This window comes from Candidatus Hydrogenedentota bacterium (assembly GCA_012523015.1).
Classification (GTDB): Bacteria; Hydrogenedentota; Hydrogenedentia; order Hydrogenedentales; family CAITNO01; genus JAAYBJ01.
On sequence record JAAYJI010000227.1, the window covers coordinates 1 to 23,826 of the forward strand.

Genomic DNA, 23,826 nt, shown 5'->3' on the forward strand with positions numbered 1-23,826 from the left:
AATCGGAGCAATCGGAAGCGCTCCATTGCATGGACACGAAGGGCGTTACAATGTTGATCTGCAACGGAAGACGGAGATTATATGGCACTTGATATCAACGAATTATTATCCTTTGCGCTGGAACAAAATGCTTCAGATTTACATTTGAAAGTCGGGTCGTGCCCGATCTTACGCATTGACGGACATCTGGAACACCAAGAAAAATTTGATATTCTCAAAGGCGGCGATCTCTACACGCTCATCGAAAAGGTTGTCGATGAACGTATGCGCAACCAATTTCTGGAAACCAAAGAATTGGACTGCTCCTATATGCTGGCGGGGAAAGCACGTTTCAGGGTCAATGTTTGCATGGATGACGGCAAACCCAGAATTGTGATGCGTACCGTGCCCTTGAGCAGCCGCACCATTGAAGAGCTGAATCTGCCCCCTATTCTCAATCGTATTTGTGCTTTGCGCAACGGCTTGGTTCTCTTTACCGGGCCAACCGGTTCAGGCAAATCAACGTCTCTCGCCGCCATGATCAACCATATCAATCAGACACGGGACGACCATATCATTACCATTGAAGACCCGCTGGAATTCGTCCATCATAACAAGCGTGCCCTCATCACACAGCGTGAGGTGGGCATTGATACGGACAGTTTCGCGAATGCCCTGCGTGCTGCCCTTCGCCAAGATCCCGACATCATCCTTATCGGAGAGATGCGCGATAAGGAAACGGTGCGCACCGCACTGTCCGCCTCAGAAACGGGTCACCTTGTTTTGTCCACCCTGCATACGGTGGATACCGTGGAATCCTTACACCGTATCCTTGAGTTTTTTAATGAAAAAGAGCATGATCAAATCCGCAGTCAGCTGGCCAGTGTATTGCGTTGTATCTGTGCGCAGCGGATCATGACCCGCAACGATGCGCCGGGCCGAATTGTTGCTACAGAGATTTTGGTTGGAACCCGCACCGTCCGCGAATTCATCCAAGCCAAACGTCCCTTCAAAGAAATTGTAAAATTGATTGAAGAAGGCAAAGACATGTACGGCATGCAAACCATGGACCAATCGCTTTATGATTTGTGGAAGAGCGAAAAGATCACCACAGAAATCGCTCTCGCCTATGCATCGAGCCCCAAAGATCTGAGCCTGCGCATGCAAGGTGTAAGTCAGAAGTAATTGTCTATCGCCAAGCGCTCTTTGCTGCCGTATGCGTACCGTTGTATCGGGTCATTTTCGAGAGCATGTATTACAGCGGCTTCCGCCTCTGTCCCAGGCGCTGTACCATGACCTGCGCCGGGGCGGCGAACACATGGCACGAGGCCCAGGCTCTTTCCCAACCGTCTGGGCGCACGCGTCTCCGCAATATCAGCATGGCGCTGTTGTGCGTGCTTTTGTGTCTGGGTTTTGCGCGAGCCTTTCGCAACTCTTTTGAACTTGACGCCGAATTTGAGAAAGATGCGACGTCTTGTCGTCATACAGTCGCTACCTGTAAAAAAAAGCTTGACATATAACAAGGATTGGTTTATAAGAATCTATGATGTACCTTGTTTATTATTCTTCATGAATAAACATTGTATTCCGATAGAAGGAACCTGCGTCATGATTACATGTTGCATGGAACGATACCATCAGAAAATATCTCGGGGGGGGGGCAACTCCATGGCGCATTTTTTCTCGGTCATATCTCGCTAAATCCCAAGACGTCCGCGCCATACGCGCTTGGCGGACGCCGACACGCGTCCCAACAACTGTGTATCAGACGTTTGTTTGTTGTGATGTTTTTAATGATACCCATAGTCTCCGGAGCGTCTGTCACCCAGGCAGAAAGCTCGCTAAGAAACGCTCAACCTACGGAAGAATTCGTCTATAGTCAGTTAATTGCGAGTGGATTAAGTGGAGATGAACTACGCAATCAGTATATGGAGTGGCTTAAGGCACAGGAACCATTCATTAGTCGAGAGAATCTGTTGAAAATAATATCGGCAAAGTCCGCATCACTTCAAGATGGATTCTGTAAATTTTCAGTAAATACAACATCTTATAACAGCGGTATTAGCTTTCAGAGAACAATTGAGTGGGTTTTCTCTGGAGAAAAAGTGTTGCGTGATGAGTATGGCTATGATGATGATATTGACCAATTGATATCCTGGCGCCTTGCCTACAACGGCCGGTATAATCAGCAATTTAATCGTTCCAGAAACACAGGAACAATCATGCCTTTTAGGTGATATCCCGAATTTAGTAAAACATACGACATTTTGGCTTATGCAATGCTTAAGGATACTTACAGAGATTATGATCTTGAGTTTTTGACGGTTGATTTGGCATCAATGCTGTTGAAACAGTGTCTTATTCAAGAAGAGACAGAGCAGGTAAACGGCAGTGATTGTCTTGTTGTTTTCCGGGGCACCCCAGCAGTTCAAAAGGTGTATCTGGATATCGAGAAAAATTTCTCTGTTGCTCGGGTTATCCTCTAAAGCCAACAACAGCCTCTTAAAGGAGGCGCCTTGGCTGCAGAACGTCAACTCACAGGTCATATTGATTTGATCAACTTAACCGACTATGGTAATGGCGTCTGGCTTCCCTCCACTGTTGACGCCCAATACTATAAGAATGGTAAACCCATGAAACATACTAAAGTAAATCTTATAGAGGCAGGATTTAATGTAGGCGTCTCATCATCTCTATTTGAAGAGGTTATTCCGAGAGATGTAGTAGTGACAGACACCATCAACAATGCAGTTTACCGGAATTGTGACAATCCTGAAGACATTCAGCATTTTTTAGATGACAGCCTTTTTACCCTCCCTCTCTGACAACAACCTTGATACAGTTACCTTCTTTAAATTAGTGTAGAGGCAAGGAGAATGCTCGTCTTTTACAAGGCCTTGAGCATGCAGGGGGTCAGCCCAAAGTAATCCCTCTTAGGCAACCCCGCGCTTCTCCGTCAGCCTCTATTTTAAGAGCTTTCCGTGTTTTCTTGCCGCTCCGCAATCCCTTTACTATGGGGAGCTATGAAAACTGCTTCTTATTGCTCTAAATGGAATCAAATACCTTCTTTATGCTATCCTTTGCTCCAGCCCCCTCCCGCTAGAAAGGTTTTCTCATGAAAAAAGTATCTAAGGAAGATGTAACCAGACTGGCAAGTTTGGCGCAATTCCAACTGGACGACGCCGCTACCGAAGTACTTGCCGAAGAACTGAACGATATTTTCGCGTATATGGACAAATTAAATGCCTTAAATACGGACGATGTCCCAGCCACGATCAACGGACTCGACCTACATAACGTGCTCCGCGAGGATAAAGCGGAAACGACGCTCAGCCGCGACGACGCGCTGATGAACGCTCCTCTTGATGATGGCGAATATTTTCTTGTACCGAAAATTCTGGAAGGAGAGGATGGAGCATGACCACGCACTGGCATAAACAATCAGCCCATGAAATCGTAGAAGCCGTTGCCAAGGGTGCCGTGTCTGCCTCCGCCGTCACGGAAGCCTATCTGCAGCGCATCGATGCTGTCGACGCAAAGATCGGTGCCTACACACAAGGTTGGGACGACACAGCACGCGCCATGGCGCAGCAGGTAGATGAAAAGATTGCACGAGGCGAAAAGCCGGGCATCCTTGCAGGCGTGCCCATTTCACTCAAAGAATCCATTTGTACCATTACGGGAAAAACGACCTGCTCCTCCAAAATGCTGGAGAATTTCCGAAGCCCCTATGACGCCACTGTGGTCAGCCGCTTGCAGGCCGCCGACGCGGTTTTTCTGGGAAAAGTCAACATGGACGAATTCGCCATGGGCTCATCCACCGAAAACAGCGCTCACCAAAAAACCTATAATCCGTGGAATCCCGATTACATTCCCGGCGGTTCCAGCGGCGGCAGTGCAGCTGCCGTCAGCGCAGGTCAATGTGCCGTGTCTATTGGAAGCGATACGAGCGGTTCCGTTCGCTTACCCGCCTCCCTATGCGGATGCGTGGGCATGAAACCCAGCTATGGCCGTATATCGCGCTATGGCTTAGTCGCCTTGGCGTCGTCCATGGATACCATAGGCCCGCTGACGCGGAGCGTGAAAGATGCTGCGCTCGTGCTCAACGCCCTTTGCGGCGCAGACAGCAAAGATGCCATGACCGCCCCTGATGCGGTTCCTGACTTTACGCAAGCCCTCACGGAGGATATCCACGGTTTGCGCATCGGCATCCCCAAAGAATATTTCGGAGAAGAACTCGAGCCGCAAGTCAGGGAACGTGTAGAGACTGCCATCAGCCTTTTGGAGAAGAACGGCGCTTCCCTTGTGGAATTATCCTTGCCCACCACAGAATACGCCACGGCGGTCTATCTGGTTCTGTGTGCTGCAGAAGCCAGTGCGTGCCTCGCACGCTTGGACGGTATCCGTTACGGCTTTCGTCATCCTGACGCCCAAACGACGGAAGATGTCTATGTCTTGAGTAAGAGCGCGGGTTTCGGCCCTGAAGTGCGCCGCCGCATCCTCCTGGGCACGTGCCTGCTCTCCAAGGGATTTTATGACACCTACTTTGTGAAGGCGCAAAAAGTGCGCACTTTGATTAAGCGCGATTTTGAAGCCGCCTTCAGCCAATGTGATCTTATCGCCGGTCCCGTCTCCCCTGTAGCGGGTTTCGAGTTTGGCCTTAAAGCGGGCAACCCCGTGCAGATGCAGCTCAGCGATCTCTATACCGTTTCCGCGAATCTGGCGGCGCTGCCTGCCATCTCCGTTCCTTGCGGTGTAACAGATTCAGGCTTGCCTGTGGGACTGCAATTAATGGCGCGCCCCTTCAATGAGGCGGCTATTTTGAACGCTGCTTATTTTTACGAACAAAACCGTGGGTTCTCCATGGAATATCCCACCTTAGTCTGAGGAGTATATTATGAGATATGAAGCCGTTATAGGCATGGAAGTACATGTCGAAATTAACAGTAAGGCGAAGGTATTTTGTTCGTGCCCCTCTGACTTCCACGCCGAACCCAATACCAATGTATGCCCCGGCTGCTTGGGCATGCCCGGCGCCTTACCCGTGCTGAATCGGGACATGGTCGATAAATCCATGGCTGTGGGCCTGGCTTTAAATTGTCACATCGCGCGCTGGACAAAAATGGATCGAAAGAACTATTTTTATCCTGACTTGGCGAAGAACTATCAAATCAGTCAAGACGAATATCCGCTGTGCTACAACGGGCATTTGGTGATTGAAGTAAATGGTAAAACCAAATCCATTGGGATTACCCGTGCCCATATGGAAGAGGATACTGCGCGAAACACCCATGCCCTCGCCGGCGGACAAAGCGGTATTGATTTCAACCGCAGCGGCGTCGCCTTACTCGAAATTGTGACGGAGCCCGATATACGCAGCGCTGATGAAGCCTATGCCTATCTCAGTGCCTTAAAACAGATTTTGCAATATCTGGATGTGAGCGACTGCAACATGGAAGAAGGTTCGCTGCGCGCCGAAGCGAACATCAGCCTTCGCCCGGAAGGAAGCGACACTTTCGGCACCAAAACAGAAGTAAAAAATGTGGCGTCCTTCTCAGGTGTTCATAAGGCGATTGAATTTGAGCTGCACCGTCAGGAAAAGATCCTCCGTGAGGGCGGCACCATTATCCAAGAGACCCGGGGCTGGGACGCCGATCGCGGCGTGACGGTCAGCCAGCGTTTGAAAGAATCGGCGCACGACTACCGCTATTTCCCCGAACCGGATTTACCGCCTGTTGTGGTGGATGATGCGTGGATCGAAAGGGTCCGCGCTTCCTTACCGGAATTGCCCATGGCACGCAAAAACCGATTGGAAAAAGACTACGCCCTGAACGACTATGACGCCGGGGTCATCACCCAAACACGGGCTATGGCCGATTACTACGAGACGGTGGTGAAAGCCGGCGGCGATCCTAAAAAGGCGGCGAACTGGCTCATGGTTGAATTGCAGGCCTTGTTGAGGCGCGCCAAGATCGCCATTTAAAATTGTAAAATTAAAGCGGAACATGTGGCGGTACTACTCAAACTGATCGACACCGATGTGATCAGCGGTAAGATTGCCAAAGACGTGCTGCTGCAAATGTTTGAAACCGGTCAGGCCCCCGACAGCATCGTCCAAGAAAAAGGCTTGAGTCAGATAAGCGATATTGGTACGATAGAAGCGGTAGTGAAAGAAGTGATTGACGGCAGCCCGGCACAACTTGCACAATATAAAGCAGGTAAAGATAAAGTATTTGGTTATTTTGTCGGACAGGTAATGAAAGCGACTCAGGGTAAGGGTAATCCTCAACTGATCAACGAAATTCTTCGCAAACAACTTGGAGAAGCAAACTAAAGCATTCATGACAAACAAAGTAACTCCCGAGACAAAAGAACTTTTGAAAAAAGTTGAAACCATTGCCGGAGCAGTGGCCGACAAAAAAGCTACTCACATCAAAATCTATAACATGACAGGATTAACCCTCCTTGCCGATGTGTTTATCCTTTGTTCCGTTACGAATGAACATCAACTTAAAGCGGTCGCCAATGAAAGCCGAGAAGCGGCGCGCAATGCAGGCTATGCCGCGCTGCGCATGGAAGGCGATCAACATTCCGGCTGGCTGCTGGTTGATTTTGGCGATATCATATTACATGTTTTTCGAGAGCAGGCACGTGGTTTCTACGACCTTGACCGGATGTGGGGAGATGCTCCTGAAATTTTGTTGGATCTGGAAATAGCATAAAGGGAAGAAAGGGATGCCATGGTAGACCACCAGTACACCCCGGATATTCCGAAACTATATCACTATAAACTTCAACGCGTTTTGGGCGCAGGCGGTTCCGGAAAAGTCTATCTCGGCATAGACATGAAGAAGGGCGTCCCCGTCGCGATCAAGTTATTCCATGAACGTTTCTTTCGAAACCGGCTTCATGTACGTGATCTGGGGAAGAGTGTCACCAAATTCAAACGTTTTAAACATAATAATGTGGTGCAAATTTTTGATTTTATTGATGACACGGAAGGGCGCTGTCTCATCATGGAGTATGTGGACGGCCCCAGCTTAAAATGGTATCTGTTGAATCGGCCCTACCGCTTCAACGAGCGCACCAACGTAGCGCTGCAAATTTGCCACGGCATGCAGTATCTTCATGATAAAGGCTGCATCCACCACGATTTCAAACCGTCCAACGTACTCTTTACACGAACGGGCACCATCAAGATCGCCGACTTCTCCCTATACGGCAATTCCTTTTTACTTGAACTGATTGACCGTAATGTTGGTGAACAGATCACGCCCATGTTTGTTGCGCCCGAATTTATCCGCAAAGAAAAAATCACGAATCAGAGCGACATCTATTCCATGGGAATCACTTTTTATATGATGTTTACGGGAAAAGTACCCTTTCCCGTCGACAGCCTAAAAGTATTGTACCATTGCCACTTAAATGTCATGCCTGAACATCCCAGCCTCGCCAATCCCGAGTGCCCCACCACCATGGGCGATATCATCATGAAAATGATTGCCAAACGCCCTGAAATGCGTTTCAACGATTGTGATGAGCTGAGTGTTGCGATTACGCAAATTACACGAAGCCGTATTTAAAGAACTTTTCCGAGATACCTGTCACGGTCACGACAAAAGATTCAGGAAAAACAAGGCCGGCTTTGTGCCTTAACGGAAGCTCTGTTATACTCTTTCTGTCGGCTTACACCGGTAAAGGTGGGGAGTATCCCGAAATTCCCGGTGCAGCTTCACAGGCGCGTCGCGCAGACCCAAAGCCTCAGTCAACACAAAGGCAGGTCTAGGGGCGCCCGACTCAGGATGCGTGCTTTTGCGTATACACATCCCAATGCACGGACACAACAATATCCGCCCCTCAGGCGGTTACCAACGGCGTTAACGAATAGAGGCATAAACGAATTATATTCAAAAGATAAAGGAAATACAGCTATGACCATCGCGCCCCATGGCGGTACGTTAGTAAACCGTTTTGTGTGTGATAATGATCGCGGCCCCTTGCAAGAGAAGGCGAAAACACTGCCCCGCATCACAGTGGATGCCTATGCAGCCTTTGATATCGACGGTATTGCAAAGGGCATATTCAGCCCTTTGACCGGCTTCATGGGCGAAGCGGAAACCCACAGTGTCTTAGACAACATGACCTTGACGTCAGGCATCCCGTGGACCATCCCCATCCTCCTCCCTGTCACTGAGGCGGTCGCAGAAAGCTTGCAAACGGGCAGCCAAGTAGCGATCGAAGATGATTTGGGCAATTTGATTGCCATCCTGAATCTGGAAGAAAAGTTTCGGCTTGACAAGACCCATCTCGTGAAACAGGTCTACCGCACCGACGATACGGCCCACCCCGGCGTCGCCTATACCCTCGCTGCCGGCGATGTGTATCTCGCAGGCGCCTTGGATGTATTGGCCGCGCGCAATGTGGAACATCAAGACTTTAACCTGAGCCCGGCGCAGACCCGTGCAGAGTTTGAAAAGCGCGGCTGGAAACGCATTGTAGCCTTTCAGACCCGTAACCCCATCCACCGCGCCCACGAATACTTGACCAAATGCGCTTTGGAAATGTGCGACGGTCTGTTGATTCATCCCCTCATGGGAACTACCAAAAGCGACGATATCCCCGGCGATGTGCGTATGCACTGCTATGAGGCTTTACTGGAAAACTACTATCCTAAAGATCATGTCATGCTTTCCATTATGCCCGTCAACATGCGCTATGCGGGGCCCCGTGAGGCGGTCATGCACGCCATTATTCGCAAAAATTACGGCTGCACCCATTTTATTGTGGGAAGAGATCACGCCGGCGTAGGCAACTATTACGGCAGTTATGACGCCCATTACATCTTCGACGAGATTGACGCTGCCGCATTGGGGATTACACCGCTCTTCTTTGAACACGCCTTTTTCTCGCGCCGTACCAATGACATGGCTACCAAAAAGACCTGTCCGGGCACGGATGCGGACCATGTATTTTTAAGCGGTACGAAAGTGCGTGAAATGCTGCAGCGCGGTGAAGCGCCGCCCCCTGAATTCACACGGCCGGAAGTAGCGAAAATTCTGATTGAATGGGCAACGGCCGCGGACAAATAATTAGGCTTGCCGCCCTTTGTTCCTTATCAATAAAAGGCTGCCTGCTCATAGACGGGCAGCCCACGGATAGAGACCCTATGCTTGTTGGAATCTATATGCCCTCGGGATGTCATCAACGGAAAGGCCCCGTGGCGGTCGATCGCCTTGAGAGTATCTTTCTGCGCAATGCGATCCAAGGGATCCTCGCCACCGGTCATAAGATGGACACGGAGTTTATCTGGTTTACCGAAGGCGAAGAAGATATTGGAGATGATCGTATTCCTGTTGTTTCGGTACGGGCGCAATCCTCCTTCTTATCCTTGGGCCGTGGCAGCGTCCCCACCATCGAAGAAGCCTTGAAACGCTATGATGTGGATGTGGTCTTGACCCGCTTGGACGTACCTGCTCCAAGCCGGCACATCCCACGCGTGCTTTTCACGCTGGATATGCACTTTTGCGGTGATACACTGCGGAACCTGGATATACCGCCGCCGCCGCTGCCCAAAAAAGTGAAGCAACTGTGTACTTCCGCCAATGCCATCATTTGCCCCAGAGAATATGTGCACAAGGCATGCGCCTCCAGACTTCAGATTGGATTGGAGAAGGAGGCTGTTGCCCGGGCCGGCGAGAGCGACCTATTCGAGCTGCCCCAAGACAACATAATAGACGGTCCCTTCGCGCTCTTTATTTTGAATCGCTATACAGAGCCCTCCATTCCCACGCTCTTGGATGCCATCAAACGGAATCCAGACTTATTCCCGCCGAACCTCGTCGTATTAGGGGAACAGCATCCCGATGAACCTGAAGACTGGGGCATTCCCATCGTACGTATCGAACGCTGTCCCGATACCATGACGGCGGCACTCATGCAGCACGCTGTGATGTGCCTGTATCTGTCGAAGTCGGAAGGCTCCGGCATCGTCATACTGCAAGCCATGAAAGCGGGCGCGCTGTTGGTGACCACAAAATCCGGAGCCACCGTAGAGATCGCCGGAAAAGTTCCCTTTTACTGTGACGCAGACAATCCCTATTCTTTGCTCCAGTCCATCAGGCGCATGTTGGAAGAGTCGCCCAACGAACGGGAGAAACGGCAACTCATGGCGCGTACGCTCATCATGAACAATACCTGGGAAAAGTGTGGTGCGAAGCTGCTCTCCGTCATCAGGCGCAGTCTGGCATAATGCATAACAAAACGGCAACCGCGATTAGGATTTCTTATGACCCTTCCTTCCTGCTCAACACTGCAAGAAATGTATACCCTTGCCCCCCACACCTTATACCGCATTGGCGGACCGGCACGGTGGGCATTTTGGCCCGCAACCCTGTCTGAAGTGCAGGACACCTATGCATGGATCAAGGAACGGGAACTCCCGCTCCTTGTCATGGGCGCAGGATCTAATTTGCTCATTGATGATCGGGGTTTCGACGGAGCCGTCTTGTTTACCACAGCATTGCAGCATCAAATACAGTGCGGCACTCATCGCTATCGTTTAGGCGCAGGGCTGCCCCTTGCCGATATTGTGCGCAACATCATGCTTCCCGGCAATTTTGCCGGCACAGGCGCGCTCACCGGTATCCCCGGCACCTTAGGCGGCGCCTTGTTCATGAATGCGGGCACGGTGAACGGAACCATCTGTCAATTTACGGAAGAGGTTACGATTTTGTATCCTGAGGGAATGCGCCAGGTCGCCATCACCCCGGACCGCTACAGTTATCGGGGCCAATCCTTTTGCACGGGAGACGCCGTCATTTTGGAAGCGCTCCTCGCCTTCTCCCCCTCCGACAAGGAGGAAAAAGACATTTATCAGCATTACATACAGCGGCGCTTGGATACCCAGCCACAAGGACGGTGTTGCGGCAGCGTCTTCAAAAATCCGCCCAACGACCATGCCGGCCGCCTTATCGAATCTTGCGGACTGAAGGGAACGCGCCGCGGCGGCGCCATCATCAGCCCGAAACACGCCAACTTCATCATGAACGAGGACAACGCGACCTTCGATGATGTCTACGGTCTCATCCAAGAAGTGAAGCAACGGGTCTGGGACTGCCACCACATCGCCCTGAAGGAAGAAGTCCGTATTATCAGGCAGTCACCTGACGCAGCAGCTCCTTCGGCGTAGCCTCTGCGCAGATAGACATGTGACAATCCGGCGCGGCATGCTCTCCGAAAGCCTGATAGAAGTTGTTCTTTTCACTCACCGACGCGAAGGAGCGTTGCGCCCAATCACTCAAATATCCTAAGCCCGCTGCCCCTTGCAGCACCGTATGCCCATGCAGGATATACATGCCCTTCACAAAATCTTGGTAATAGGGTTTCAAGGCAGGCGCATCGAAATCATCCACTTTCTTCTGACCAAAGGCGTTCATTTCGGTGCCTACCAAGATCGGCAGATCCCGTTCCCGCGCCTTAGCAATGAAGGCGTCGAGATTGCGCTCTTTTAACGCCCGTGTTTCGGGATCGGCAATGTTCCAGTTCCGATCAGGAATGATATTCACCGCTGCCGCGCCGGCAGCCATCATCACTTCTAATAAGCGGTCCATTTGCTGCTCGCCCGAAGAACAGCCATCCAGAAAAGCGAAGGTAGGAATGGCGCCATTATCGCCTATGAAGCGATTGACCGCCTCCAGTTTCGGAAAGTCTTCGCCCCGTGCGGCACTATAGCCCACACCGCCTGACTTCATGGTTTTGGATCGGATCACCCCTTGAAAGACCGGCGGCGCATCGATCCCTTTTTCCACCGCCTCTTTCGGCAGATCAAGTTTGGAACACCAAAAATTAACCAACCTTTCTGTATCTGCAAATAAGCGGCGCGCCTTGCGATCATAGGCAAGGCAGACATGCCGTTCCGTAGGATTGTTTTTGGGGGTCAATGTCAATACTTCTGTTTCGTAATCCAGAGCAATCTCATGTAGGAGCGTGTTCACCTTTTCTATAACGGTTTTGGTCCGTTGTTGAGCCATGGCCTTTAAATGCGCCAACAGCGCAGGATCTTTAATCTGAGAGCCGGTGAAGCCGATGCCAACATGATAGGCAACGCCCGGTTCACCCGGTGAGTTGATTTCATCGTCGTGAAATTCCGGCACATAGACCCGCGTTTCCATGCCCGCTCCGGCGCGCAAACGCAGACGGCGCGCACAGTCCAAAAACTCATCCACACCGTCCAAGACATCGAAATCTACCAACGCCATGGCGGACAGTCCTAATTTACGGCCGTTCCATACCAATGCGGCAGGAGAATATCCATAGCCGTTAAAGGAGAAGAAGGAGTGGCAATGAAGGTTGAAGGCTGCGCCCATGTCGGGAAGCTTCAAGGCATTGGCATCGGCAGCCGCCGCCAAGCTGAGAAAGGCTTCCCGTCGTTGTGCCCGGTCAAAATGGTTCAATTGTTCTTCGAGCGTGTCGTACATAAACGTGGATTATCTCCTTGGAAGTAAAAGGTGGCGAACCGGCCTTTCCCGCAGCGCACAAGATCACGGCGCAGGGGATTCTGTGACCCGTTATGGTCATACCATATCAAAAGAGCGACGCAATTCTACAGTTGCAGCGCCATGAATTTACACGCTCAACCTAAGGGCAGGCTTCTCGCACTTGCTGAGACCCCGGACGATAGATTATCCTTTTCACCGTGTCTGTGAGAGGCAATTCATTCGATACCGTAGAAATCTGCTGTCCTGATCAGGATAGAATCGTATAAAGGAAAGTTATGTTTACGTTTATTAAGGTCCTTATCTTTGGATTCGTGGAAGGGCTCACCGAATTCTTGCCCGTGAGCAGTACGGGACATATGATTATTTTGGAGCGGTGGCTGACCCTGCAAGGCAGCGAAGATTTCGCTACAACCTTTATGATTGTTATTCAGCTGCCGGCCATTCTCGCCGTGGTCTTATATTTCAGGAAAAAGCTTTTCCCCTTTTACCCCGGGACCGATACGCCCGCCGTCTTTTTATTGTGGATAAAAATCGCCGTCGCTTTCATCCCCGCCGCCCTATTGGGTTTCCTCTTCGATGATTATATTGAATCCCTTTTCTTCAACCCCTTCAGTGTATCGTTGGCGTTGATCGTGGGCGGCATCGTGCTCTACTTCATTGAGCGCAGTGTCAGAAAGGTACGCTTTGAAAGGGTGGCAGAAATCGGTTTCCTACTCGCTCTGTGTATCGGTCTTTTTCAATGCCTCGCCATGATGCCCGGTGTATCCCGTTCTGCAGCAACGATTATTGGCGCCCTGTTGCTGGGCGCTGCACGACCCGCCGCCGCAGAATTTTCCTTCTTCCTCGCCATCCCCACCATGCTGGGCGCCACCGTATATAAAAGCCTTAAAAGCGGTTTAACCTTAGAGCCGATAGAATGGCTATGGATCGGCGTGGGCGGGCTCGTCGCGTTCATGACCGCTTACGCCGTGATTGCCGCTTTCATGCGCTATATCCAACAACGGGATTTCAAGATTTTCGCCATTTATCGGATCGCATTGGGCAGCCTGCTTCTAGTCCTATTGTGGATGCAGTCTTAAGCCGCGGCGCCAATCGAATCCCTGCCGTAGCGGAGGAAGCAGTAACACAACCTGCGCCTTCCCTCCTTATCGCAAGAATGACGGTGATCGAGCAACGCGAAAGCCCATGCTAAAATTGGCCGTTTCCGGAGGATTGGACGCCCGTTGTGCTGTGCGCGCAGAAAAGAAAATGCTTGCCCAGCTGCCGCCTCGGGCGACGCGCATCTTCCCCGTTGCCGGGCCGAGAGGATTCCACTCGTCTCCGGAAAGATAATTGCCGTAACGGTCTTGGCACCATTCCCAAACATTGCCGCTCATGTCATAGGCTCCCCAAGGGCTGGGACTATCTTCCGTCAAAAACTGGCCATTGGGACTGATATTCGACCCATTGAACCATCCGACCGGTGAGGTGTAGGGCCGGTGGAGCAGTCCCATGGGATTCACGAAATCCCATTTTTCACCATCTTTTTGAAAGGTATTGCAGCGATAGGCTGGGGCGGATTCATGGGCAGAAGTATTTTTAAAGCCGTAGACTTGGTGATTGGAGCCATTCCACGCAGCAGCACACTCCCATTCGGCTTCCGTCGGCAACCGAAAACCACCGGGCTGGGGCGGCAAAATTACTTGGGGCCAATCGGCTTTATTTAAGTCATAGCAAGGCGACAACCGGTTCATCGTACTCAGCCAATTGCAACACGCCACAGCGCCATACCAGCTGATCTGCACAACCGGATGGTTGTTCATAGAATAGGGCAGCGTCGGCAGCGCCTCGGCGTCGCCGTGCGCTTGGGTCTTTACCCAAAAGCGGCCGCCTCTATAAGACAAATGATGGTATCGGGCATCATAGGGAAAAATCATATACCGGGCGCCCTCACCACCGGCGTAGATTGATCCCCTTCCCGACCAAGGCGTGCCCGACGTGTCGCTATACAACAGATTGTGCGACTGCGCCCACGTCAAGACAGCGGCAAATTCTTCATTTGTAATGGGATATTTCCCAATTTCGTACTCATTTAATACCACCTGATGGGGCGGGTCTTCAGACAGCATGCCAAAGTCTTTATCATCGCCCAATTTGCTGCGGCCCATCATAAATATCTGCGTCGGCACGGAAACCATTTCAACAGCTACGTTTTCGTTTTCCCCTTCAGTAGGCGAAACTTCTCCCTCCCCGGCGCTTTCCCCTTCAGTAGGCGCCTCTTCACCTTCCGCCGAACTTTCCCCCTCGTAAGGATCCACTTCACCTTCTGCGCCATCCTCTCCTTCCTCAGCAACCTTCAATCCCGCCTGCTCCACCGTCAGCGTCAAGGATGCGGGATCCGTATTCACACCGATTATTGTGATGAGTGCGACACGATCTTCGCCCATGTTGCCAAAACAGCTCAGCGTTACAAAACCATCCCCCATGCCGCTCTCACGGTTCACATGCACCCAATCCGCATGGGAATGTATGGTCCATCCTTCTGTGGTCTGCACCTTTAGGGTGTAGGCGGCCCCTTCCCAAGGATAATTAAGTTCGAGGGGCGTCACCGATAGGGTGCCCGGCGTCTCCGATTCCCCCTCATCGGGATTACAACCTTCGCAAGTTTGTTTGTTAATTGTCTTGATCAGTACGAAGGCGGGACTCTCATCAGTCGGTTCACACCCGAAGAGAAACACAACAAATATCCCGACAACGCAAAGTCCTATCGTAAACAGCCGAGAGGTGGACATCATCTGACATTCTCCTATTTTAGAATCTGTCAATATTATACGTATATGCCAAAGATTTATCTAACCGCCGTCATCGTGAATGGCATTTACAAGTGCCCGGTGTCGAAGCACGATCTTTTGTGATGGACAAGAAGGACGGGATGGAACAGAATGGACAGAAAGTCTCCACCTTGGACGCTTTTATCTGTTCCTTATGGTTTTTAACACAATAGGGCTAAAATAATGTAAAATTAACCTAGAGCTTGTAGTGTATCTTTATACATCACCTTATGCAGGAGAGCATTTAATGAAGGTAGGTTTTGACTTGAACTGGAGAACTATATTCACACTCATGTGGATTATCTCAGTGTGTATAAACGGCGTTGTCACGGCGCAAGATGATGATGAGGGAGAAGGAGAAATCGTAGTCGAGATTAAGAACTTTGATCTGTACCTCAAAACAGGACAATCTTATAATCTTCCTGTTCTTCCCTCTCAACTTACTGAAAATCTGGAATATACCTATATCCAAAATAATCCGGATGCGTTTACAATCCAGATTTGGATGTATGTGGTTCATCGTAATCCTCAGGATCTCGATAATAGTATGCAGCTGATAGTTAATGGCAACGTCAGGGATGACAGCCTCCTAGCCGGAGTACCGTCTAATGCATGGATTGACAAAACGATAGACATAGACCCAACGGAAGATACGATACATAGGATTACACTGACTTCAACATTCCACACAGGCACGGCAAGTAAGGAACCAACTATGGTTCTAATCGGTGCCATTTTAGTCGGTCCCGGCGACAATGACGTGTTGAGCCAATTCCACTATTCCACAAATTTACCCGTGCCGGGACTGCAATTAGAAAAGACGCCCGACGGAAGCACGTTTTTTGACAGCCTCGGTATTTCAAATGGAGGCTATTACGCACGCTTGGGAGGTTTGACTTCGCCGCGCATTGCCATCAGTTTTCGCCATGAATTAATCGATGAAGAAGACGGTGAAGGCGAAGTAGAAGGTGAACCCGTTATAGAAGGTGAAGGCGAAGAGGTCACCAGTGGCAATTGTCCGGATTTTTTCGATGAGGATACCGGCGAGTCGATTTTCGATATTGCCGGCAAGGCTGTTGCCCAAGCGATCAAGACCGTAGACAAAAACAATTCCTATACGAAGTATCATAATTACTCCTCGTGGGATATCAATACCGATGGCATCAAGGATCGTTTACAATTCGGTATACTGGCAAAATTGCTGTGTTTGAATCAGGATGATTGTAGGGTACTGCCCTTTATTGACAAGGAAGCCCTTCAAAACACATGGGAAATGAATGTGGCAGCCGCACAAAGGCTTATAGAAGATCTTGCCGCCTTCTTAGACGAAGAAGATCTTTGCGATAGAGACATAGAAGCGCTGATCATTAAGTTGGTTGATGCTGTCGATGAAATTGCTGATACCATGGCTGTAGCGCATGGCAGTGAACTCTTGTCTGCCGAACTCTTCGGCGGAAGCATACCGGAAGATTGGGACGGTAAAACCTATGATGATCTGGCAGTCTTCTTGAAAAAGGCGACCCTGCGGGCTCGCAACTATGCCGACCAAGTGAGTACTGCCGCTTCAACGCTCTGCGGCTCTTTTGCTGATGAGTTGAACAATCCCAATCTTACTGTCAAACTGGCCGCTGCCGTAGCGGCGCTCGAAGACCAAGCCCATGTGGATTGGATTCTCAAGAATGAGTGGTTCGTTCGTTTTGAAAAAGCAAAAGAATTGCTGGCTATGGATTGGGATCAACTCAAGATCCTTGTTCCTGAAGCGGAAGAAACCATTGACAAAATCCTTGGCAAAACAGAAACTCTCTTAGACAATTTAGAATTAATCGAAATCCCCGAATTCGGCATAGACTTTGAGAGTATTGATGCATTGAAGCCCGATTATAACTGGGGCGGAAAAACATTGGCAGAGCGTCTGGAAACCTATGGAAACGATTTAGAGGAATTCTGGCAGGAAGAAATCGAGCCCCTGCTTGATGATACCTGTGCAGAAGGTGAACCCGTTGTAGAAGGTGAACCCGTTGTAGAAGGTGAGCCCGTAGTAGAAGGTGAACCCGAAACGCCGGAAGAAGGTGAGGGTGAGACTGAAGCCATAGGCTCGGTTCAACTCTATTACGGTAATGAAGCATTGTGCAACCCTCTATACCTGGAGACGTGGGATTTTTATGCATTGCAACAGGCTTGTGAAGGCTTTGATCATTGGAACTTCGGCGCGTGCCATCGCATAAGCCTCCCCATTCCCGAAAATCTCCTTTCTTCCTACCAACAGCCTGCTTTACGGGTCAAACTCGGGCTTCAATCCAGACTAATCGCTGATGATTTTGCATTAACCTATGTATCCAAAATATTAGAAAAACGCATTTTCGAATTACTGCATACGGGCAATATCATTGATAATGGCAGTTTCGAAAAAGGCGCGTACCCCTTCATTTTAGAATCGGCCACTGCCGATCAGCTGCACATCCTCGTCACCGATGTGATCAGAGAGATCGATAACGCTTGTAATGGAGATTGGGCGGCCATTTTTGAAGGTCGGCTCATAATGGAACCGCGCGTGTTTTCATGTAACATCAAGCCTGCCATTCTCGGCCGCGGTCAGGTAGGAACCCTTACGTTGATGGGGATCAATCTTGAACAGCTTGACAGTGCCTTCTTGATACCACAGGCCTATCTGCCTGCTCCAAGCGCTATTGAACAGGGTAATTTCATACGCATAAAACGCAGTAGCTTCGAAATACAATCCGGATTAGAGACGGCACAGTACACATTCTCCTTTGTTGATCCTTTCAACTGGAGCGAAGGCGGTTCTTATATTTGTACCGACGGCAGACCGGTCTTTGCCTATTCCTTTGGTGACACGATTCAGGATCTTAGCTGCGGCACCTGTATCATTGACACCGTACCGCCCAAACTTGTCGTTGACAGTCCTGAGGGTATCAATGCCGCCCTTTCCACTCCGGCAATTTATGGGACGAACAGAGCGCCGGCAGTATCGCCCGGACCTCCCGATTTCCCATCAGACTGGGCGTTGACTTCTCCCCCCGAGGTCACCCCCAAAAGTGCGGCCTCCTTCTCCCGCCAGGATATGCACGTTTATTTGAATGCCGGCACTCGGACGGGAATGATGATGGACAAAGGTGCCGGTCCCAATGAGGACTTATATTTTTCTATTTACGCCCGTTATATTGATCCCCCTCCCGTGGATAATGCGGGTCGCGCTTATCTCGTGGAACAAGCCGGTTTCGATTCCTCATTCCAAGATACAAGACCCCTGTTTGAGAGCACAAAGCCCGCTTCACTTCTAGGCACAAGCAACGATAACAACGCAGCAGAGATCATATCCATGACGGCTATGCCTTCCTCCGTGCCGCCCAATGAAATGAATGTAATTTGGCAAGTTCGAGTGAGCGAACCCAGCGGAAAACGGTGGTACAGCCGTTTCAAATTTATGGCAGAAGACAAAGCGAAGAACCGTCTTGATCCTGCACAAAACAATTCTGTCCATGTGTATTGGCAATGGCAAACACAGGCAGAAATCTTAGGCGATCTTGACATGAATGAACACGCGCCGAAATTGGAGTGGAAATTGCGCACCCCGACGATGCCCGATTCCGGGAATGCCTGTGCGCCCTTGGCGCGGTTTCGCTTGTATCGCGCCACAACGGGAGGCGCATTAGAATATTTAGGCATCAGTGATTGGATTCGAGGGCCCTTGCGCGACACCACCTTGTTTAACAACGACATTACCCGCCAAAGCTTACGGCAATGGTCCAATAAGAGCAAAGGTTTCAATCTTCATTTAGATATTATTGGCGCAGATGAAGCAGGCAATGTCCAATATGATCCGGGACCGGCAAGCTCCATCACGCAACTTGTAGACCCGACGACCAATCTTCCAACACCCAATGAAGGGGTTGATTCTCGATATTGGGATGAGGAAATACGGGACTATCGCAATGAAGCATTGGATACGGCTGTACACGTGCAGCTTTTTCATGAACAGTATTTCGACGGTGAGATCTACACGATCACCGATTTCGGCACGGCAACACGTGTCCCGCTGCCATCCCTTTGCGCTGCCTGTAATACACGGGTTAATGCAAGGGTTTGGTTCAAATCCATGGTTCCTTCGCAAACAATAGGGACACAGCAGATTTTATGGAAATTTTATAAGGACGGTATGCTCGCCGCCCGTGGTGTCATCGATGAGTGGCAAGTTCCTTACCCCTTGATGGCATTGTTGCGAAACAACGTGACCGTGAACGCGAATTTAATGGATTTCGACACTGCAGCAGGCTTGATCGGCGGAACCCACACCCTCGCGCCGGCAGACTATTTAAGCAGGCCGCCCGCAATGAATCCCTGTGTTCCCACAAGCCCATGCGAAGATTTGGGAGAATTTGACTGGAGACTGGGCGATGAAGGGCGCCCGCCTGATTTCAACAACAATCCCAATGAAGCTCCGGCACGGCGCCGTGAAGTGCAGTATTTAATCACTGCGCAAACGGTCATCAATGGCAATATCATAGATACTACCCCTGCCACGGCCCGCTTTTCAGTCTATCCTTTGGAAACTGAAGTAGTCAACCGCGATGAATCACCGGTTCGTGAGTATACCCAATAGTAGCGATAACCTACAGATAAATGAAGCATATCAATTATTTTATAAAAAGTGGAGAAGAGAAGATGGTGAATGTTCAAAATATCGGGGGTCGTCACCTATGCAAGACCGGCGCTTGGATCGTACTCCTTGTTTTTATATGCCAAGCCGCTTTTGCCCAATTCTTACCTGACACCGCGGATGATACATGGACGACCAACGGCCCTGTCTACGCACTCAAAGCATTAGAACAAACCATGTATGTGGGCGGCTATTTCGATTATATGGGACCGGAAACAGGCAATTTTGTTCCCATTGATAAGGCAGGCGTCCTCGCTTCCAACACATTCCCCAATGTCTTAGGTACCGTCCACGCCTGTGTATCCGACGATAACGGCGGCTGGTATATTGGCGGCGATTTCACCTATGTGCACAAAAAAAAGCGGCTCCATGTCGCCCATCTGATACCGTCCGAAGATGGACTGACACTGGACGAGGGCTTCAATCCGGTATTCAATGATACCGTTTACGCTCTTGCTTATTCTTCTGCTGCAAATACCCTTTATGTGGGCGGAAAATTTCTAACGGTCAATAAGGTTTCACAAAAATATCTTGCCGCTGTTTATACGTCCGGGCAGCTTCGCGAAGATTGGAATCCTCAGCCCGATGATTTTGTCCTCGCTCTGTTGCTCTCCCCGAATAAAACACGCCTTTACGTTTCAGGTCTGTTCAAGAACATCAATGCCGAGCTGATGCCCTTAATAAAAAACGCCCCTACGGAAGGACGCAAAAATTGGAGCCGCTCTTTCCTCGCAGCCGTCAATACCAACAACAGCCTTCCATATTACGGACAATTGACACGGTGGGATCCCAAACCCAACGGTATAGTCGAAACCTTATGTCTCGCGCCTCTAACAGAAACGGTTCGTCGAAAGATTGATGGCCAAAAGGTAACCCTTGTTGTCAACCCCCCGGAAGACACAACGTACTGGTATGTGGAAGAACGTCTGCCTCCAGGCTTGACAGCAAGCGACATTACAGGTCCGAATTCTTTTCTGATACCCGGGCAACAAAAAATTATCTTTTCTGCCAATAATGACGCCCCCGCCACACTGACCTATCAAGTTAAAGGTTCTGATAACGAATATACTATAGCCGGCAATTACCGTATCAACGATGAAAGTGATTTGGTCATTGGAGGAGATCAGACCGTGTTCATCGGCGTAGAAAACCCACCCGCCGCTGAAACTGTGGAACCCCATACCCTTTTTGTGGGCGGATCCTTTAGCAAAATTGGCGGTGTAACCAAAAACTTTATCGCGGCCATTGACAGTGACATCCCCGGAAAAGCGGCAAACTGGGGCATTTATTGCAATAATCCTGTCAAGACGCTCTATTATGATGGTGATGATGATGGCGCTGATACTTTTGTTTATGCAGGCGGAACCTTTGATTTCATGGGAACAAGAAAGAGACAATACATTGCAGCTTTGGACAGTCAAACAGCAGTTTTAAGAAAAAATTGGCCCGTCAATAAATCTGAAGGGGATCATGATATTCCCGAGCCGAATGAGGATCAAGACAAAGGTGCATTTAATTACTTGGTCACTTCCTTAGCGGCAGATGGGGATCAACTCTATGTGGGCGGTTTCTTTACGAGATTTGGCGGTCAGGTCGACGACGACGACAACACCTCAGGCGAAGAGCGGATTCGGCTGGCAGCACTTTCAAGGAGCACCCCATCCGACAATGCCCTGCTGCCCTGGAATCCCGGCGCCGGCGGAACACCCTTGACGCTGAACGTACGACGCGGTAATAACGAAGTCACGATTTGGGCGGGTGGCGAATTAACCATTATCAACGGGGAACCTAGAAATTGTCTCGCCGCCATTAACTTGAATACCGGCCGTCTCCTTGCAGGCTTTAAACCGGAAGTTGATAATACCGTCTATGCCTTAGAAATTTCTAATAATCCATCAAGACTGTATGCAGGTGGACTGTTTCAACAAATCGATGGCAAAGAGATAAAGTATATTGCCCAATGGGATTTGGATACTGGAACAGCAACTCCCATTCTTGGAATTTCAATTAACCAAGAAATCCGTGCGCTCGCATTGGTTCCTCCTGTGAATAATACAGACCCACAACGTTTATATTTCGGCGGGAAAGAGTTGCTCGGTTATGTAGATCCCGATAAGAAGGAAACGAAGACTTTAACCGGCGAGACCGTTTATGATCTCGCCTATTCCAATCAAAGGAATTCTATTTATGTAGGCGGCAGCTCCACGAACCGAGGATGGGTCCGCGCCTATAATCGTGCGCTTGCGCAAGTACTTCCACAGATAAGCGCAGATGCCACGGTCAGAGCCTTGGCTATACCGGATGATTCCACCCTTTACGTTGGAGGCGATTTTACAACATTTAATGGCGCAAACGCCCAACATATTACCGCTGTCAAGCTGTTTAATAACGACTGGCAGCCGGGACTCCAGGAATGGAAGCCATCGATATTCGGCGATGTTCACGATCTGGGATATTCCAACAAGGCAGCGCCCCTCTATATAGCCGGAAATTTCATGGAAGCGTCATCTACCGAATCTCCTCTAAATAAGGAAAAATACCACAACTTCGCCTCCGTCGGTATCACTACTGGTTCCTGTTGTTACGGCCGTCTCTGTATGGAAGATGAATTTAAACGTAATTTTATCTTTTTACAACCCGTTTACACCATAGCGTTTACCGACGATTCCGAGAACATGGTCATTGGCGGCGCATTTACCGGCGAAGGCTATTACAAGGGCAACAATAATTTTGAATTTCAATCACGGAGCCACCTGCTCCACTTTAACACGCCTGATCTACCTCCGGAAATCAGAGATGTCCCCGAAGATAACCTTTTCGAGTGTGGCGACTCCTTGAAATTTAGTTGTAACGACGACGGAACCCTGACAATAGACCATACTGCTTCTGCGGAATCTCCAGGTAACTCTTGGGAAGTCAAAGGATGGGATGATCTTTCATCCCCGGTAGAAGTCAGAGCTTTCTTGGACGACGAAGACCTATGCGATAAAACTATAGTTGAACCTATAGTTCTGGAAGTAGGCACGTACGAAATAGAGTTTATACTTTGGGACGCGGAACGCAACAGGTGTTGGTGTGATTATTCTTGCCAATCTACCTCTGAAACATGGGTATTTGAAGTTAAAGACACTCTTCCGCCTACAATCACGCTGTTTGGTACGAATCCCCTTTATATTGATTGCAATACTCTTTTTATAGATCCCAGCTGTTCTGCTTACGATCATTGTGACGGTGATCTAACCTATAAAGTTGAACGAAGCCCTAACGTGAACACGAGTCTACCGGGCGACCACTATACTGTTACATACACAGTAACGGATAGTGCACATAATACAGGCATAGAAGTGAGGACCGTTATCGTTAGCGATAACTGTGAAGGTGAAGGCGAAGGACCCAGCGAAGGTGAACCCGTCGAAGGTGAAGAGCCGGTCGAAGGTGAAGTCGAAGGCGAAGGTGAGGGCGAAGGTGAAGGTGAAGGTGAAGGCGAAGGTGAAGGTGAGGGCGAAGGTGAAGGCGAAGGTGAAGGCGAAGGTGAAGGCGAAGGCGAAGGTGAAGGCGAAGACGACGAGGTAACCGGTATCTACTGTGATGCCTTTGCCGATCCGTATACCGGTGAATTAATTTTCAATGTTGCCGGTAAAGCTGTTGCGCAAGCGATCAGAACCGTAGATAAAAACAATTCCTATACGAGATTCCATGACTACTACGCATGGGATCTGAATACGGATGGAATTAAGGATCATTTACAATTCGGTATACTGGCGAAAATACTCTGTTTGAAAGAAGAAGACCCCTGCATCACATTGCCTTCAGAAATTGTGGATGTTGAAAAGATTGAAGCAATTTGGGAAATGAATGTGGC

15 protein-coding genes and 2 pseudogenes are annotated in these 23,826 nt (G+C 49.8%); 13 read left to right on the forward strand and 4 right to left on the reverse strand.

The genetic code is table 11. From position 1 onward, the window contains the following. The first annotated feature begins 81 nt into the window (after positions 1-81). Positions 82-1,164, forward strand: a complete 1,083-nt coding sequence (locus GX117_09590; GenBank protein ID NLO33589.1) for a PilT/PilU family type 4a pilus ATPase — start codon at positions 82-84, stop codon at positions 1,162-1,164. On the opposite strand, the gene GX117_09595 is transcribed toward GX117_09590, so the two are convergent. Continuing rightward, a complete protein-coding gene (locus GX117_09595) occupies positions 1,155-1,463 on the reverse strand; it encodes a hypothetical protein (GenBank protein NLO33590.1) in 309 nt (102 codons plus the stop codon). The two genes, GX117_09590 and GX117_09595, sit on opposite strands and share 10 nt — an antisense overlap. 132 nt (positions 1,464-1,595) lie before the next feature. On the opposite strand from GX117_09595, the gene GX117_09600 reads away from it, so the two are divergent. The 10 genes and pseudogenes from GX117_09600 to murB all read left to right on the forward strand — a co-directional run bounded on the left by GX117_09600 (position 1,596) and on the right by murB (position 11,167). Further along, positions 1,596-2,216: a hypothetical protein gene (locus GX117_09600; protein ID NLO33591.1), complete on the forward strand. Its 621-nt coding sequence runs from the start codon at positions 1,596-1,598 to the stop codon at positions 2,214-2,216. 279 nt (positions 2,217-2,495) lie between these two features. Further along, positions 2,496-2,804 carry a hypothetical protein gene (locus GX117_09605; protein NLO33592.1) on the forward strand — a complete coding sequence of 103 codons (309 nt, stop codon included), beginning with the start codon at positions 2,496-2,498 and terminating at the stop codon, positions 2,802-2,804. Positions 2,805-3,094: 290 nt separating this feature from the next. Next, positions 3,095-3,400 (forward strand): Asp-tRNA(Asn)/Glu-tRNA(Gln) amidotransferase subunit GatC, encoded by a 306-nt coding sequence (gatC, locus tag GX117_09610; protein ID NLO33593.1) that lies wholly within the window; start codon positions 3,095-3,097, stop codon positions 3,398-3,400. Beyond that, on the forward strand, positions 3,397-4,866 hold the full coding sequence (gatA, locus tag GX117_09615) for an Asp-tRNA(Asn)/Glu-tRNA(Gln) amidotransferase subunit GatA (GenBank protein NLO33594.1): 1,470 nt from the start codon (positions 3,397-3,399) through the stop codon (positions 4,864-4,866). Before gatC ends, gatA begins: the two co-directional genes overlap by 4 nt. A gap of 10 nt (positions 4,867-4,876) precedes the next feature. Next, a pseudogene (gatB, locus tag GX117_09620) lies at positions 4,877-6,313 on the forward strand (Asp-tRNA(Asn)/Glu-tRNA(Gln) amidotransferase subunit GatB). A gap of 7 nt (positions 6,314-6,320) precedes the next feature. Next, a complete protein-coding gene (gene rsfS, locus GX117_09625; GenBank protein ID NLO33595.1) occupies positions 6,321-6,701 on the forward strand; it encodes a ribosome silencing factor in 381 nt (126 codons plus the stop codon). 18 nt (positions 6,702-6,719) lie between these two features. After that, positions 6,720-7,562, forward strand: coding sequence for a serine/threonine protein kinase (locus GX117_09630; GenBank protein NLO33596.1), 843 nt, complete (start codon positions 6,720-6,722; stop codon positions 7,560-7,562). A gap of 348 nt (positions 7,563-7,910) precedes the next feature. Further along, positions 7,911-9,068 (forward strand): sulfate adenylyltransferase, encoded by a 1,158-nt coding sequence (gene sat / locus GX117_09635; GenBank protein ID NLO33597.1) that lies wholly within the window; start codon positions 7,911-7,913, stop codon positions 9,066-9,068. A 77-nt stretch (positions 9,069-9,145) separates the two neighbouring features. After that, positions 9,146-10,228: a glycosyltransferase family 4 protein gene (locus GX117_09640; GenBank protein ID NLO33598.1), complete on the forward strand. Its 1,083-nt coding sequence runs from the start codon at positions 9,146-9,148 to the stop codon at positions 10,226-10,228. 36 nt (positions 10,229-10,264) lie between these two features. Continuing rightward, positions 10,265-11,167, forward strand: a complete 903-nt coding sequence (gene murB, locus GX117_09645) for a UDP-N-acetylmuramate dehydrogenase (protein ID NLO33599.1) — start codon at positions 10,265-10,267, stop codon at positions 11,165-11,167. Here the strand turns inward: murB and GX117_09650 are convergent. Beyond that, positions 11,130-12,455 (reverse strand): hypothetical protein, encoded by a 1,326-nt coding sequence (locus GX117_09650; protein ID NLO33600.1) that lies wholly within the window; start codon positions 12,453-12,455, stop codon positions 11,130-11,132. The two genes, murB and GX117_09650, sit on opposite strands and share 38 nt — an antisense overlap. Before the next feature lie 296 nt (positions 12,456-12,751). Here GX117_09650 and GX117_09655 point away from each other — a divergent pair, with 296 nt between their 5' ends. After that, positions 12,752-13,555 carry an undecaprenyl-diphosphate phosphatase gene (locus tag GX117_09655; protein ID NLO33601.1) on the forward strand — a complete coding sequence of 268 codons (804 nt, stop codon included), beginning with the start codon at positions 12,752-12,754 and terminating at the stop codon, positions 13,553-13,555. Positions 13,556-13,621: 66 nt separating this feature from the next. On the opposite strand, the gene GX117_09660 is transcribed toward GX117_09655, so the two are convergent. After that, positions 13,622-15,250, reverse strand: coding sequence for an SUMF1/EgtB/PvdO family nonheme iron enzyme (locus GX117_09660; protein NLO33602.1), 1,629 nt, complete (start codon positions 15,248-15,250; stop codon positions 13,622-13,624). Positions 15,251-17,272: 2,022 nt separating this feature from the next. Beyond that, positions 17,273-17,365: pseudogene (locus GX117_09665) on the reverse strand (peptidase M4). 2,604 nt (positions 17,366-19,969) lie between these two features. On the opposite strand from GX117_09665, the gene GX117_09670 reads away from it, so the two are divergent. Then, positions 19,970-23,826: DUF5011 domain-containing protein (locus GX117_09670; GenBank protein NLO33603.1), on the forward strand; the 3,857-nt coding region annotated here is incomplete at its 3' end.

Coding starts and splice junctions, on each gene's coding strand:
- GX117_09590 (NLO33589.1), top strand. CDS start 82: ATGGCACTTGATATCAACGAATTATTATCCTTTGCGCTGGAACAAAAT.
- GX117_09595 (NLO33590.1), bottom strand. CDS start 1,463: ATGACGACAAGACGTCGCATCTTTCTCAAATTCGGCGTCAAGTTCAAA.
- GX117_09600 (NLO33591.1), top strand. CDS start 1,596: ATGTTGCATGGAACGATACCATCAGAAAATATCTCGGGGGGGGGGCAA.
- gatC (NLO33593.1), top strand. CDS start 3,095: ATGAAAAAAGTATCTAAGGAAGATGTAACCAGACTGGCAAGTTTGGCG.
- gatA (NLO33594.1), top strand. CDS start 3,397: ATGACCACGCACTGGCATAAACAATCAGCCCATGAAATCGTAGAAGCC.
- rsfS (NLO33595.1), top strand. CDS start 6,321: ATGACAAACAAAGTAACTCCCGAGACAAAAGAACTTTTGAAAAAAGTT.
- GX117_09630 (NLO33596.1), top strand. CDS start 6,720: ATGGTAGACCACCAGTACACCCCGGATATTCCGAAACTATATCACTAT.
- sat (NLO33597.1), top strand. CDS start 7,911: ATGACCATCGCGCCCCATGGCGGTACGTTAGTAAACCGTTTTGTGTGT.
- GX117_09640 (NLO33598.1), top strand. CDS start 9,146: ATGCTTGTTGGAATCTATATGCCCTCGGGATGTCATCAACGGAAAGGC.
- murB (NLO33599.1), top strand. CDS start 10,265: ATGACCCTTCCTTCCTGCTCAACACTGCAAGAAATGTATACCCTTGCC.
- GX117_09650 (NLO33600.1), bottom strand. CDS start 12,455: ATGTACGACACGCTCGAAGAACAATTGAACCATTTTGACCGGGCACAA.
- GX117_09655 (NLO33601.1), top strand. CDS start 12,752: ATGTTTACGTTTATTAAGGTCCTTATCTTTGGATTCGTGGAAGGGCTC.
- GX117_09660 (NLO33602.1), bottom strand. CDS start 15,250: ATGATGTCCACCTCTCGGCTGTTTACGATAGGACTTTGCGTTGTCGGG.